Origin of the sequence: Nocardia sp. NPDC060255, assembly GCF_042727395.1 — a bacterium.
In the GTDB taxonomy this organism is placed as follows: domain Bacteria; phylum Actinomycetota; class Actinomycetes; order Mycobacteriales; family Mycobacteriaceae; genus Nocardia.
Window position 1 is genome coordinate 193,720 of sequence record NZ_JBHXAU010000001.1, and the last position, 13,152, is coordinate 206,871.

General features: G+C 66.7%; 9 protein-coding genes. 4 read left to right on the plus strand and 5 right to left on the minus strand.

Features of this window, described 5'->3' with window-relative positions; translation table 11 throughout:
* Nucleotides 1-25 precede the first annotated feature (25 nt).
* Nucleotides 26-736 carry a hypothetical protein gene (locus tag ACFWF1_RS00900; protein ID WP_379284151.1) on the minus strand — a complete coding sequence of 237 codons (711 nt, stop codon included), beginning with the start codon at nt 734-736 and terminating at the stop codon, nt 26-28.
* A 455-nt stretch (nt 737-1,191) separates the two neighbouring features.
* Here ACFWF1_RS00900 and ACFWF1_RS00905 point away from each other — a divergent pair, with 455 nt between their 5' ends.
* Both ACFWF1_RS00905 and ACFWF1_RS00910 read left to right on the plus strand, forming a co-directional pair.
* Nucleotides 1,192-4,413 (plus strand): (Fe-S)-binding protein, encoded by a 3,222-nt coding sequence (locus tag ACFWF1_RS00905; RefSeq protein ID WP_379284150.1) that lies wholly within the window; start codon nt 1,192-1,194, stop codon nt 4,411-4,413.
* Nucleotides 4,414-4,892: 479 nt separating this feature from the next.
* Nucleotides 4,893-5,660 carry a lytic polysaccharide monooxygenase gene (locus tag ACFWF1_RS00910; RefSeq protein WP_379284149.1) on the plus strand — a complete coding sequence of 256 codons (768 nt, stop codon included), beginning with the start codon at nt 4,893-4,895 and terminating at the stop codon, nt 5,658-5,660.
* A gap of 55 nt (nt 5,661-5,715) precedes the next feature.
* On the opposite strand, the gene ACFWF1_RS00915 is transcribed toward ACFWF1_RS00910, so the two are convergent.
* From ACFWF1_RS00915 to ACFWF1_RS00925, 3 genes are all read right to left on the minus strand, one after another.
* A complete protein-coding gene (locus tag ACFWF1_RS00915) occupies nt 5,716-6,864 on the minus strand; it encodes an acyl-CoA dehydrogenase family protein (RefSeq protein WP_379284147.1) in 1,149 nt (382 codons plus the stop codon).
* Nucleotides 6,864-8,093 (minus strand): acyl-CoA dehydrogenase family protein, encoded by a 1,230-nt coding sequence (locus tag ACFWF1_RS00920; protein WP_379284145.1) that lies wholly within the window; start codon nt 8,091-8,093, stop codon nt 6,864-6,866. The genes ACFWF1_RS00915 and ACFWF1_RS00920 overlap by 1 nt, the downstream gene beginning before the upstream one ends.
* Before the next feature lie 151 nt (nt 8,094-8,244).
* Entirely contained in the window at nt 8,245-8,841 is a 597-nt protein-coding gene (locus ACFWF1_RS00925) for a YdcF family protein (RefSeq protein ID WP_379284144.1), read from the minus strand.
* A gap of 74 nt (nt 8,842-8,915) precedes the next feature.
* On the opposite strand from ACFWF1_RS00925, the gene ACFWF1_RS00930 reads away from it, so the two are divergent.
* Entirely contained in the window at nt 8,916-10,238 is a 1,323-nt protein-coding gene (locus ACFWF1_RS00930; RefSeq protein ID WP_379284143.1) for a UDP-glucose dehydrogenase family protein, read from the plus strand.
* 138 nt (nt 10,239-10,376) lie between these two features.
* Complete coding sequence (locus ACFWF1_RS00935; protein WP_379284141.1) at nt 10,377-11,681, plus strand: Hsp70 family protein; 1,305 nt, start codon at nt 10,377-10,379, stop codon at nt 11,679-11,681.
* 24 nt (nt 11,682-11,705) lie between these two features.
* Here the strand turns inward: ACFWF1_RS00935 and ACFWF1_RS00940 are convergent, their stop codons facing one another.
* Nucleotides 11,706-12,977: a YibE/F family protein gene (locus tag ACFWF1_RS00940; RefSeq protein ID WP_379284140.1), complete on the minus strand. Its 1,272-nt coding sequence runs from the start codon at nt 12,975-12,977 to the stop codon at nt 11,706-11,708.
* Nucleotides 12,978-13,152: the final 175 nt, after the last annotated feature.

Sequence of the window (13,152 nt, forward strand, 5' to 3'; positions counted from 1 at the left end):
CGGGCCAGTTGTCAGAGAGCGTTTCCTACTTGGCCGGGAGCGGCTTGTCGGCCCACTTGGTGGTGCCGTCCGCAGCCTGGAAGGTGTTGAGCAGCTCCAGGCCCGCGGCGATCAGGGTCGGGCCGCCGACCACGATGGTGCCGAGGATGCCGCCGATGCCCGCACCGGCCACCAGGCCGGGGAAGCAGAACGCGGGGATGGTCAGGATGCAACCGATGGTGGCACCGATGGCCGTGCCGACGAAGCCACCGATCGCGGTCGCGATGCCGAAGTTGCTCGCGAATTCGTTCTGCGCGCGCTGGTTCTCGATCGGCGACGCGATGTCCTGCGCGACCGTCGGCTTGGCGATGACCGGCTTGTCCGTGACGACCAGGTCCGCAGGCTTCTGCGGGGTCACCTCGAGAACGGCGCCGTCCTTCTTCACCTCGGTCTTGACCGGAACGAGCTTGCCGTCGACGTCCACGTCGAGCGGGAACGAGACGAGGGTGTTGCCCTGGCCGTCCCGGACGTTGGCGACGGAGATCTTCGGATCAGTGGCGGTAGCTCCGTCCTTCTCGGTGACCGAGAAGGTGCCCCCCTTGAGCGACGCGACTACCGTCTTGTCGACCAGCTTGACGGAGTAGTTGATGCCGGGGTCGGCCGGTGCGGCGACAGGCTCGGCATGCGCGGTCCCGAGACCGATGGTCATCGCGCCGATGACCAACGCGGCACCCGCGGTGGTTCTGCGGAGGTTCATTCAGTTTCCAATCCATCATCAGGTCGCCTGCCCGCCGATCCCCGCACGCGAGAGCGCTCTTCATCAAATCCGGGCGGTCGCCCCGGATCCTCCCCGAGCAGTGTGAAGACAGGCACAGCAGACAGAACGTCGTGAGCGTAATCCACCGACGAGCCATAAGCGAGATCCATTACGGGCCTTGCAGACTAAGCCTGTCCTTACCGATTAGGCCGGATGCCTCGACGTTTACGGTGGTGATCACCTGAAGACGCGCCTGGATTGGCAACCCTCGTGTGACGTTCATCACAGACTTAATTTGAGTCAAGCCCCAGTAAGAGGGGGCATAGCCCAGCTGTAAATGGTACGACGGATAGCATAAGTTACCGGTGGGTAACTTACTGCCGGTTAGGATACGAGCCAATCGGGGCGGTCCCGAACCGCCCCCGCTCGTGTTGCCTCTAGAGAAAGGTCGCGACATGAATGCCCTGACAGTGACGCTGGGCACGATTGGGGCGACGCTCAGCCTCCTGTGTTGGGCGTCGTTCTTCGGCGGCGTCCGCAGCATCGTCCGCGCCATCATGGTCGGACAGCCCGCACCGGATCGCTGGCGACCGTTCTTCCCGCGTTTCAAGCAGATGGTCATCGAGTTCCTCGCGCACACGCGGATGGCCAAATTCCGCACCGTCGGCTGGGCGCACTGGCTCGTGATGATCGGCTTCATGGGCGGCGCCATCCTGTGGTTCGAGGCCTACGGTCAGACCTTCGACCCGTCCTTCCACTGGCCGATCATCGGCGCCTGGCCGATCTACCACCTGTGGGACGAGATCCTCGGCATCGGCACCGTGGTCGGCATCGGCACGCTGATCATCATCCGGCAGCTGAACCACCCGCGGCTGCCCGAGCGGCTGTCCCGGTTCAGCGGCTCGAAGTTCGCGCCCGCGTACGTGATCGAGCTCATCGTGCTGATCGAGGGCCTCGGCATGATCTTCGTGAAGGCGGGCAAGATCGCCGCCTACGGACATTCCGACCCCTACACCGACTTCTTCACCATGCAGGTGGCCAAGCTGCTGCCCGCGAGCACCACCATGGTCGCGCTGTTCGCGTTCGTGAAGCTGATGTCCGGCATGGCCTTCCTCTACCTGGTCGGCCGCAACATCACCTGGGGCGTGGCCTGGCACCGGTTCTCCGCGTTCTTCAACATCTACTTCAAGCGCGAAGACGACGGCGGCGTCGCGCTCGGCGCGGCCAAGCCGATGATGTCCAAGGGCAAGCCGGTCGACATGGAGACCGCCGACCCGGACAACGACACCTTCGGCGCCGGGCGGATCGAGGACTTCTCCTGGAAGGGCTGGCTCGACTTCACCACCTGCACCGAGTGCGGCCGGTGCCAGTCGCAGTGCCCGGCCTGGAACACCGGAAAGCCGTTGTCGCCCAAGCTGCTGATCATGTCGCTGCGCGACCACGGCAACGCCAAGGCGCCCTATCTGCTGGCCGGCGGCCGGAAAGACATGGGCGGCGACGAGATCGGCCTGGTAGACGCCGAGGGCAAGCCCAACGAAGCCGCGCTGGCGAAGATCTCGGACGCGGCCAAGGCCGAGGCGGAGCGTCCGCTGGTCGGCGGTGCCGACGTCAGCGGCATCATCGATCCCGAGGTGCTGTGGTCGTGCACCACCTGTGGTGCGTGCGTGGAGCAGTGCCCGGTCGACATCGAGCACGTCGACCACATCATCGACATGCGCCGCTACCAGGTGCTCATCGAATCGGAGTTCCCGTCCGAGCTCGCAGGCCTGTTCAAGAACCTGGAGAACAAGGGCAACCCGTGGGGCCAGAACTCCAAGGACCGGCTCAACTGGATCAACGAGGTCGAGTTCACCGTTCCGGTGTTCGGGCAGGATGCCGACAGCTTCGACGGCTACGACTACCTGTTCTGGGTCGGCTGCGCCGGTGCCTACGAGGACCGTGCGAAGAAGACCACCAAGGCGGTCGCCGAGCTGCTCGCCACCGCGGGCGTGAAGTTCATGGTGCTCGGCGCCGAGGAGACCTGCACCGGCGACTCGGCCCGGCGCGCGGGCAACGAGTTCCTGTTCCAGCAGCTCGCCGCGCAGAACATCGAGACGCTGAACTCGGTGTTCGAGGGGGTCGAGGAGAAGAAGAAGAAGAAGATCGTCGTCACCTGTGCGCACTGCTTCAACGCGCTCAACAACGAGTACCCGCAGGTGGGCGGCAACTACGAGGTGGTGCACCACACGCAGCTGCTCAACCGCCTGGTGCGCCAGAAGCAGCTGATCCCGGTCGCCTCGGTGTCGCAGAACGTCACCTACCACGACCCCTGCTACCTGGGCAGGCACAACAAGGTCTACAACGCGCCGCGTGAACTGATGGAAGCCTCCGGCTCCACGCTGATCGAAATGCCGCGGCACGGCGAACGTTCCATGTGCTGTGGTGCCGGTGGCGCGCGCATGTGGATGGAAGAGCAGCTGGGCAAGCGCATCAATGTCGACCGGGTCGACGAGGGGCTGAACACGCTCGCGGCGAACCCGGGCGCCACGCCCGGCAAGATCGCGACCGGCTGCCCGTTCTGCCGCGTCATGCTCAACGACGGTGTCACCGCCCGTCAAGAGAAGGGCGAGGGTGAAGGGGTCGAGGTCGTCGATGTCGCGCAGCTGATGCTCGATGCCATCGATCGGGTGGACGCGGCGAAGCTCACCGAGAACCTGGTTGTCATCCAGCAGCCGAAAGCGCCGGTGGTCGAAGAGGTTTCCGAGCCGGAGCCCGAACCGGAGACGGCCGCACCCGCGGCCAAGGCGGCACCCACCGGTGGTGGGCTCGCGATGAAGGGTCCGGCGAAGAAGCCGGGCGGGCTCGGCATGAAGGGCGCCGCGAAGGCGCCCGGGACCGCGCCGTCCGAATCGCCTGCGGCCGAGGCCGAATCAGCTTCCGAGGCACCGGCCGCGCCGGTCAAGGGCCTGGCTATGAAGGGCCCGGCGAAGAAGCCAGGTGGGCTCGGGATGAAGGGGGCCGCCAAGGCACCCGGCGCCAAGGCCGATACCGAAGCCCCTGCGGCCGAAGGCGACTCGACTCCCGAGGCACCGGCCGCACCGGTCAAGGGCCTCGCCATGAAGGGCCCCGGCAAGAAGCCAGGTGGGCTCGGGATGAAGGGGGCCGCCAAGGCACCCGGCGCCAAGGCGACTCCGGCCCCGGCCGCTGAGACCGCTCCCGAGTCCGCTCCTGCGGCCGAGGCACCGGCACCCAAGCCGGTCAAGGGTTTGGGGATGAAGGGTGCGGCCAAGGCGCCCGGTGCCAAAGCGCCCGGCGCAAAGGCCCCGGCGGCTCCCGCCGAGAGCAGCGCTACCCCCGAAACCGCGGCCGCCGAAACGGTTTCGGAACCCACCGAAACCAAGCCGTCGATTCCGGCCAAGGGGTTGGCCATGAAGTCCGGGTTCAAGCGTCCCGGGGCGAAGGCACCGGGCGGCTCCGCACCGGCGGCTCCGGCTGAGCCCTCGCCGGCCGAGGAACCCGTCGCGGATGCCACCTCGGCAGAGCCCACTTCGGCAGCGGACTCGACTGCGGCAGAGTCGGTTTCGGAGCCAGATCAGCCCACGAACGGCAACGGTGCCGCCGAAGCGACTCCCCCGGCAGCCAAGCCGGGCGGTCTCGGCTTCAAGTCCGGCGCGAAGGCTCCCGGCCGCAAGGGCTGATCGCCACAACTACATAGTTATCCAGACTCGACCCGGATCCGCACGATGGATCCGGGTCGAGTCGATTTCCGGCACCTCGATCGAATTGATCCAGCGACCACCGCTCTCGATGGCCCGATTACCGATCATGATCGGGTCGCGGCACAATTCGATCATTCCGTTGACGCGCTAGCGGATTCCGCTGGGCGCCAACATACTTTCGGCATTCAGCGAAATCTCGGCGGGCGAGTGGGGAGGCACTGGGGAATGCCTTGCATATAGCGCAATACCCACCAGTTCCCTTACGCCACTGTCGATCCCGGTCATGAATAGCCGCGAGGCGCGAAACGCCCGCCGTACGGATACCTCGGCGCCTTGCTCGGCTCCAGTCAGCGCCCTATCGTTTTCGGCACATTAAGAGCTCGAAATGTTCCCTCTGCCATGACGTTTGATTACTGATCAGTATGCCGGCCCCTGCTGCTCAGGCTATTAGGAGCGCAATGATCAACAAACGAAAGCTGACGGTACTCGGGACAGCAATAGGAGTCGCACCTTTCCTGGCGGTCTTGTTCCCGGCCGGTCTGGCGAACGCACACGGTTACGTTTCGTCGCCGCCGAGCAGGCAGGCCCAATGCGCGGCAGGCACCGTGTCCTGCGGCCCGATCAAGTACGAGCCGCAAAGCGTCGAGGGACCGAAGGGCCTGCGCACCTGCAACGGCAATCTTTCCCAATTCGCCGACCTCAACGACGACAGCAAGCCGTGGAAAGTATCCACCGTCGGCCAGTCCGCCACCTTCACCTGGACGAACACCGCCCGGCACAGCACCTCCAATTGGGAGTATTACATCGGCAACACGCGCGTCGGCGTGGTCCCCGGCAATAACCAGCAGCCCGGCCAAACCGTCACGCACACCGTGAATTTCGGCAATATCACCGGCCGCCAGAAACTCCTGGCCATCTGGAACATCGCCGACACCGCCAACGCCTTCTACTCCTGCGTAGACCTGAACATCGGCGGCACCCCGCCCACGACAACCCCCACTCCCACCACGACGACCACCCCACCCACGACAACAACGGCGCCACCGACCACCACAACGCCACCCACGACCACCCCACCCGCCTCCCGCCCATGGGCCGCGGGCACCAGCTACGAGGCAGGCAACGAGGTCAGCTACGACGGCCTCCGCTACATCTGCCTCCAATCGCACACCGCGATTTCCGGCTGGGAACCGCCGAACACCCCCGCGTTATGGCAAAAGATCTGAGCCACACCGCATCCCGGACCTCCACCCCGCGTCGAGGTCCGGGAGGGTTGCCGGTCTAAGGCCGGGTCAGGGCGGCGTAGCGGGCGAGGTGCTGGTCGGCGGTGCCGAATTCTTGGTCGATGGCGGTGAGCCGCTTGAAGTAGTGGCCGATGGCCAGTTCTTCGGTCATGCCCATGGCGCCGTGTAGTTGGACGGCGTTCTGGCCGATGAAGCGGGCGGCGCGGGTGACGGTGACCTTGGCGGCGGAGACCGCGCGGGCCCGGGCCGGGGTGTCGGCTTTCAGGGAGTAGATGGCCAGGTAGACCGCGGCGATGGCTTGTTCGAGTTCCATGTACATGTCGACCATGCGGTGTTGCAGGACTTGGAAACTGCCGATGGGCTGGCCGAATTGCTTGCGCTGCTTGACGTAGTCCAGGGTGTCGGCGAGCACCTTGCGCATGCAGCCGACGGCCTCGGCGGCGATGGCCGCGATCGCTTCGTCCACGGTGGGTTCGATAGCGACCCAGGCGGTTCCGTCGACACCGAGCAATGCGTCGGCGGGCAGGACGAAGCCGGTGAAGGTGATGTCACTCGCGACGCGGTCATCGATGGTCCGATAAGAATGCACCTCGACGCCGGTGGGCGGGTGGTCCGCGTCGAAGTCGGTGCAGAACAACGAGATACCGTGTTCGTCGCGGCGACCGCCCGCGGTGCGTGCGGTGATCAGCAGGTGGGTCGCCAGCGGCGCACTGGTCACCACGGTCTTCGTACCGTCGATGCGCCACGAATCACCGTCGCGCCGGGCGGTAGTCGACACATCGTGCAGCGTCTGGCCCGAAGTCGGCTCCAGTGCGGCGAATGCGGTGCGCACGTCGCCGGAGACGATCTGCCGCAACAGCGCATCCGCGCGCTCACCACCGGACCGGTTCAACAGTCCGGCGCCGATGACAACGGTGTCCACGAACGGCTCGACCACCAGCGCCCGCCCGAGTTCCTCGGCGATCACCATCAATTCGACCGGGCCGCCGCCCATTCCGTCGACCCGTTCGGGCAGGGTCGCGCCCAGAATGCCGAGTTCGTCGGCGAATCCGCGCCACACCGCGGGCTGCCACCCGGCGCCGACCTTCGCCGCGGTGCGGCTCTTCGCCAGTTCGTATCGGGCGCCGAGGAATCCGGCGATCGCGGTGCGGAGCAGTTCCTGCTCGTCGGTCAGGGTGAAGTCCATCAGAGCCCCAATGCTGCTTTGGCGAGGATGTTTCGCTGAATCTCGTTGCTGCCCGCGTAGATCGATCCCGCGCGGTCGTTGAAGTAGCGCAACGGCGCGACGGCTTGCCACGCCGCACCGCTGCGGTAATCGTCGGCCGGCGGCGTGAATTCCGCGATCGGCCCGCCCGGTTTCGTGGCGTGCGGCTGATACACGCGGCCGCGCGGACCGGCGGCCGTCAACGCCAGTTCGGTCAGTTTCTGACTCAGTTCGGTTGCCAGAATTTTCAGCATCGAGGCGGCCGGTCCCGGGTTGTGTCCCCGCGCCATCGCCGAAATCGTGCGGTACTCCAAGATTTCGAGCACCTCGGTGCGAATCCGCGCCTCGGCCAGCCGCGCCGCGAACGCCGGATCGTCGATCAGCGAATTGCCGTCCGGCCCAGGCTGTTGCGCCGCCTCGACGGCGATCTCCTGCGCCATCGCCTGCAGGTACGGCGCCATCGACCCGCCGCGCTCGTGCACGAGCAGGTATTTCGCGACGGTCCACCCGTCGTCGATCTGCCCGAGCACGTTGCTCTTCGGCACCCGGACGTTGTCGAAGAAGACCTGGTTCTGCACCTGCTCACCCGAGGTCATCACCAACGGCCGAATTTCGATGCCCGGCGTGCGCATATCGATCAGCAGGAACGTGATGCCCTGCTGCTTCTTCCCGGATCGCGAGGTGCGCACCAGGCAGAAGATCCAATTCGCCTCGGTCGCATGGGTTGTCCAGATCTTGCTGCCGGTACATACCAGGTCGTCGCCGTCCTCGACTGCCGCCATCGTCAGCGACGCCAGGTCGGACCCCGCCTCTGGCTCCGAATACCCTTGGCAGAAGAAAACTTCCCCGGTCAGAATCCCCGGCAGATAGAACGCCTGCTGCTCCGCCGTCCCATACGCGATGATCGCGTGCGCCACCATCTTGATCCCCATCGGCGACAACGCGGGCGCCCCCGCCAACGTCGACTCCCGATTGAAGATGTAGTGCTGCGTCAAACTCCACTCACACCCGCCGAACTCCACCGGCCAGGCAGGCGCCGCCCACCCCCGCTCGTGCAGAATCCGCTGCCAGGCCATGCTCGCCGCGTGGTCCGGATACACACTCGTCGCCAGCCGCCCCGCCCGCCGCAACTCCGGCGTCAGCTTCGCCTCGAGAAACTCCCGCACCTCATCCCGAAACGCCGAATCCACCGCTGACCAGTCGTAATCCATCAGCCCTCCCAGAGGGTGCGCACCATTGCATCGCATCCGACAGGCGCCCGAAGCGAGACAGACCCAAGTCATGTCCCTCGCACTGTACCAAAACTGATGTCAGCTGCCAGCACTTGTCGGAAAGCGCCGTTGAGGTAAACCGAGGGCGCGGCTAGCAGCCCTCGAAGGCGGCCTTGAGGTAGCCCGCGGATTGATAGACATAGTCGTAGGTCCAGCGGGCTACGGATAGACGGGGCTCGGGGTCGGCGAAGAGAAGTTCACCGGGCCAGCACTTTTCGAGGATGTAGCGGGCTCGGGAGATGTGCGGGGTGAAGGTGACGACGATGACGCGGTGCCAGCCGTTGGCGGTGGCTAGGCGGGCGAGTTCGCGGCCTTCGCCTCGGGTGGTGCGGGGCGAGGGGTCGAAGCACACGACCTCGAAGCTGTAGCCGCCGTGGCAGATTCGGTTGATCATGGCGCTGTGCTCGTAGGGGTTGGAGACGAGGACGCGCGGGGCCAGGCCCTCGTGGGCGAGGCGGAGGGCTAGTTGTTCGCGGCCGTCGTGGGCTCCGCCGAGCACGAGGATGGCGTCGGCGGGGGCCGGGGTGTCGGTGCGCGGACGCACGTAGACGGGCCACAGGGCGGTCACGATCACGGCGGCGACAACGGCGAGGATCAGCCCGGTCCAGGCCCATCGGCGGCGTCGCATCCGATCGATGCTAGCGGCGTCATCGCAGGTCAGGGTGTCCAGCCCGATATATGTCGCCACATGTACACCTACCGTTGCCGTGACCCTTGCCTCGGTGACGTGGTGCGGCCACCGGCAGGGCTTATCAATCGATCATGCGATGCACAGTCTTCGGAACCGGGTACCTCGGGGCCACGCACGCAGCGTGCATGGCCGAGCTCGGGCATGACGTCATCGGGGTGGATGTCGACCCGGGCAAGGTCGCGAAGCTGTCCGATGGTGTGGTGCCGTTCTACGAACCGGGTCTCGAGGACGTGCTGCGGCGCAACCTCGACACCGGCAGGCTGCGATTCACCACCTCCTACGCTGAGGCGGCCGCCCACGCCGACGTGCATTTCCTCGGCGTCGGCACGCCGCAGAAAAAGGGCGAGTACGCCGCCGACCTGAAGTACGTGCACGCCGTGGTCGACACGCTGGCGCCGATGCTGGAGCGTCCGTCGGTGATCATCGGCAAGTCGACGGTGCCGGTCGGCACGGCCGCGGCGCTCGGTGTCAGGGCCCGCGAGCTGACCTCGACCGACGTCGAGGTGGCCTGGAACCCGGAGTTCCTGCGCGAGGGCTTCGCGGTGAAGGACACGCTGCGCCCGGATCGTCTTGTGCTGGGGGTGGATCGGGCTCGCGCCGCCGCGGGCTGGGTCGAGGACCTGGTGCGCGAGATCTACGCGGACCTGATCGCCGACGAGGTGCCGTTCCTGCTGACCGATTTGGCCACCGCCGAATTGGTCAAAGTGTCGGCGAATGCCTTTCTGGCAACTAAGATTTCGTTTATCAACGCGGTATCGGAAGTCTGCGAGGCGACCGGCGCCGATGTCACCATGCTGGCCGACGCGCTCGGCTACGACGCGCGCATCGGCCGCCGATTCCTCAATGCCGGACTGGGTTTCGGCGGCGGTTGCCTGCCGAAGGATATTCGGGCGTTCATGGCGCGCTCCGGCGAACTCGGCGCCGACCACGCGGTGGCATTCCTGCGCGAGGTCGACAACATCAACATGCGCCGCCGCACCAAGGTGGTGGACATGGCGGCGCGCGCCTGCGGCGGTTCGCTGCTCGGCGCGAATGTCGCGGTGCTCGGCGCGGCGTTCAAACCGGAATCCGACGATGTCCGCGATTCGCCCGCGCTGAATGTCGCCGGAATGATCCAACTGCACGGCGCGGTGGTGACGGTGTATGACCCTAAGGCGCTGGAGAATTCACGCCGGGTGTTCCCGACGCTGAACTACGCGACCTCGGTGGCGGAGGCGTGTGAGCGAGCCGACGTTGTGTTGGTGCTCACCGAATGGGACGAGTTCACGGCGCTGCGCCCGGAGGATCTGAATCGGGTAGTTCGGACAAAGTCGATCATCGACGGGAGGAATTGTCTCAATCGTGCCAACTGGCGAGCGGCCGGATGGGTGTACGCGGGACTCGGCACACCGTAGAGTGGCGTCGCGAAGGCGGGGTCTACGGCCGGACGAATAGTCCTGCCGTATGCACAGACGCTCGTCGACGGTATGGTCCGGGGAGCGGGCCTTCGCGCTGGCTCGCATGTCGTGAAGTGTGAACGAGATGGGCAGCTGATGAGTTCGGTATTGGGAGTTTCGGTGGGGGCCGGCGCTGTCCGTATGGCGCGTCCGCACACCGCGAACCCCCACGGACATGTCGAGGCGCATTCGTTCGATCTGCAGACCATTCCGGTTGCCGAGCAGACGGTGGAGGAGCTGGCCGCCGAGGCGATCGGCGTCACGCTGGAGACCACGCCAGGCATCACCGCCACCGCCATCGCGTACCGCAGCGAGCAGCACGCGCATGCGGTGCGGGCGGCCATGGCGCGCCAGCAGCTCACCAACTACGAACTCGTCCCCGAGGTCGTCGCCGCGCTCGAGTTCGCCCAGTCCACCGGCGATATCCGCGGCATCTCCTCGCTGGTCGTCTACGACCTCGGCAGCTCCGGGCTCACCGTGAGCGTGGTCGACACCCAATCGCGCGAGGTCCGCTACAGCGAGCGCACCAGCGATATCAGCGGCGACTATCTCGACTCGCTGATCCGCGAACAGCAGATCGCCTCGGGCCGGATCGCGCATCCGCCGGATGCCGCCGGTCTGGCCGCGCTGGACGGACTGTGTCGCGAGGCCAAGGAGCAACTGTCCACGAACACCGCGGTCGCGCTGCCCAGTGAGCAGGGCCTGGTGTTGCTGGCGCAGGAGAACTTCGAGTCGCTGATCATGCTGGCGGTCGAATCGTCGGCGCGGATGGCGCGCGACGTGATCACCCGCTCGGACCGGCCGGTGCACGGCGTGCTCGCCATCGGCGGCTGCGCCCGGATTCCGCTGGTGGCCAGGGTGCTCGAGCGTTGGATGGGGGTGCCGGTGATCGTGCCGGAGAGCCCGGAGACGGTGGTCGCCCGCGGTGCGGCGCTGCTGGCCCGGCCGGTGCTGCCGGAGCCCGTGGCCGCGCCCGCGACCCTCGACCCCGAGCTGTCCCCCGCGTGGTTGTCGGCCCCGCCCAAGCGTCGCAAGCGCGAGATCAGCGGCGCGGTGCTGACCGTCAGCGCGCTCGCGGTGGTCGCCGCGATCGGTCTCGGCCTCGGCTACGGCCCGCAGGTGCTGCAACGCGATTCGCACAGCGAGGGCTCGCCCTCGGCGCCGACCACCACCTCGCCGCGCACCACCAACCTGGCCCCGCAGATCGCGGTCGCGCCCGCCACCCCGACCGAGTCGGCGGCGGAATCGGTCGCCGCGCCCCCGCCGCGCCGCCAGACCACCACCGATCCGCCGCCACCCGCGCCCGGCCCGAACACCATTGTCGTGCCCGGCCTTCCGCCGATCGTGGTGCCGACGATCCCGCCCGAGGTGTTCCCGTTCCCACCGCCTCCGCCGCGCTGATCGGCGGTATGCGTTCACGCGGAATCAGTTGCGCGCGTGCCGGGCTCGACGCGGCGGCTCGACGTGTTCGCGCCGGCCGAACGGTTTGGCGAGCACCACCGCGATAGCCGTGGTCAACGGCACCGACAGCGCGAGCGCGATACCGCCGACGGAGGAACGGGCGATCTCGATGGCCACCGCATCACCGGTCAGCACATCGCGAATGGATCGGCCCGCGACGCTGAACAACATCAGCAGCGGCAGCGCGCCACCGGCATAGGCGAGCACCAGGGTGTACACCGTGCTCGCGATGTGGTCCCGCCCGACCCGCATGGCCGCCGTGAAAACCTCACGCCGAGTGGCCGACTCGTCGATCGCCGCCAACTCGAACGCGGCCGACGCCTGCGTGATGGTGACGTCGTTGAGCACACCGAGCGAGCCGATGATGAACCCGGCCAGCAGCAACCCGGTAATACTGACGTGCTCGATATAGGTGGCGACGTTGGTGTTCTGCTCCTCGGACAGCCCGGTGAGATGCGTCATCTTGATGGCGACCCAGGACAGCAGCGCCGCGACCAGCATCGAGGTCAGCGTGCCGAGCAGCGCGGAGCTCGTGCGCAGGTTCACTCCGTGCGCGAGATACAGCACGGCATAGAGGATCAGCGCACCCGCGACCAGCGCGACCGGGATCGCCGGTTTGCCGTCCAGCAGCGCGGGCAGTAGGAACATCACCAGCACCGCGAAGGCGAACACCAGCCCGAGCAGTGCGCGCAGCCCGCGCCAGCGCGCCACCACCACGACCACCACGACGAACACCGCGACGATCAGCAGCAACGGCATGCCACGCGAGTAATCCTCGAACGAATACATCGGGGTGCCGCTCGGATCCGCCTGCCGCACGATCCGGATCTTGTCGCCCGCGTGCAGATCGGGTTGCCCTGGGCCAGGCGGGATTTCGAACAGCGTCTTGTTGCCCTTGTGCGGCCCGGACTCGATGTCGACGAGGCTGCGCTGACAGGTGTAGGGACTGTTGCGCGGCACGTCCGGCTTCTCCACGAACACCTTGCCGTTGGAGGTGCTGCCGCACGGCCCGATGTCCTGCATGACCACCGTGCCCGCCTCGGTCTGCACCGCGCCGCCGCCGGCGTTCTGCATCGGCAGCGGAATGTCGATGTGCTGATTGCTCGGCCATAGCAGGACCGCGCCGAGTAGCACGACGGCGCCGATGACGGTGAGCAACCCGACGACGACGCGGGCGGCGTTGGCACCGATCGCGATCGGACCGGAGTGGTCGTGGTGATGGTGGTGCTCGGTCATGGCTGCGCGGGGCTCCTACCCTGTCCGTCGTATGCACTGGGTTGTTCCCAGCGGGCAGGAACGGCTGTTCAGCCGGAGTCGGCTGCCCGCAGCCGAGCTTAAAGGATTTCATTTTCAAAAGCGGCGTGGCGACCGGAAAGGCCGGGCCGGAGTCGGCGCGGTGGAAGGTTTCGGA